Raw genomic sequence first — 356 nt, 5'->3', positions numbered from 1 at the left:
GATCTTTTCTATCGTCAAAAACTGCCACATCGTCCTGTTGAATGCATGGGTCTAACCTTCAGAAACCCAGTGGGTTTGGCTGCAGGCCTAGACAAAAATGCAGAGTGCATTGAAGCATTTGATGCGATGGGCTTTGGTTTTGTAGAAGTGGGTACAGTGACACCTCGTCCACAGCCAGGTAATGACAAACCTCGTATGTTCCGTTTGTTAGAAGCGGAAGGCATCATCAACCGAATGGGTTTCAACAATCTCGGTGTTGATGCGTTAGTCGAAAATGTTAAGAAGGCCAAATTTGATGGCATTCTGGGTATTAACATTGGCAAAAATAAAGATACACCAATCGAAGAGGGTAACAG

Annotated in this window: 1 pseudogene; it reads left to right on the top strand. The window is 44.1% G+C overall.

The annotated features are described in order from the left end of the window. Positions 1 to 356: pseudogene (locus AB4585_RS29445) on the top strand (quinone-dependent dihydroorotate dehydrogenase); the annotation flags it as partial.

This window comes from Vibrio sp. 10N.222.49.C9 (assembly GCF_041474985.1).
GTDB classification, from domain to species: domain Bacteria; phylum Pseudomonadota; class Gammaproteobacteria; order Enterobacterales; family Vibrionaceae; genus Vibrio; species Vibrio crassostreae_C.
Note: the sequence above shows the minus strand (reverse complement) of the source record. Positions and strands in the feature narration are given on the sequence as shown.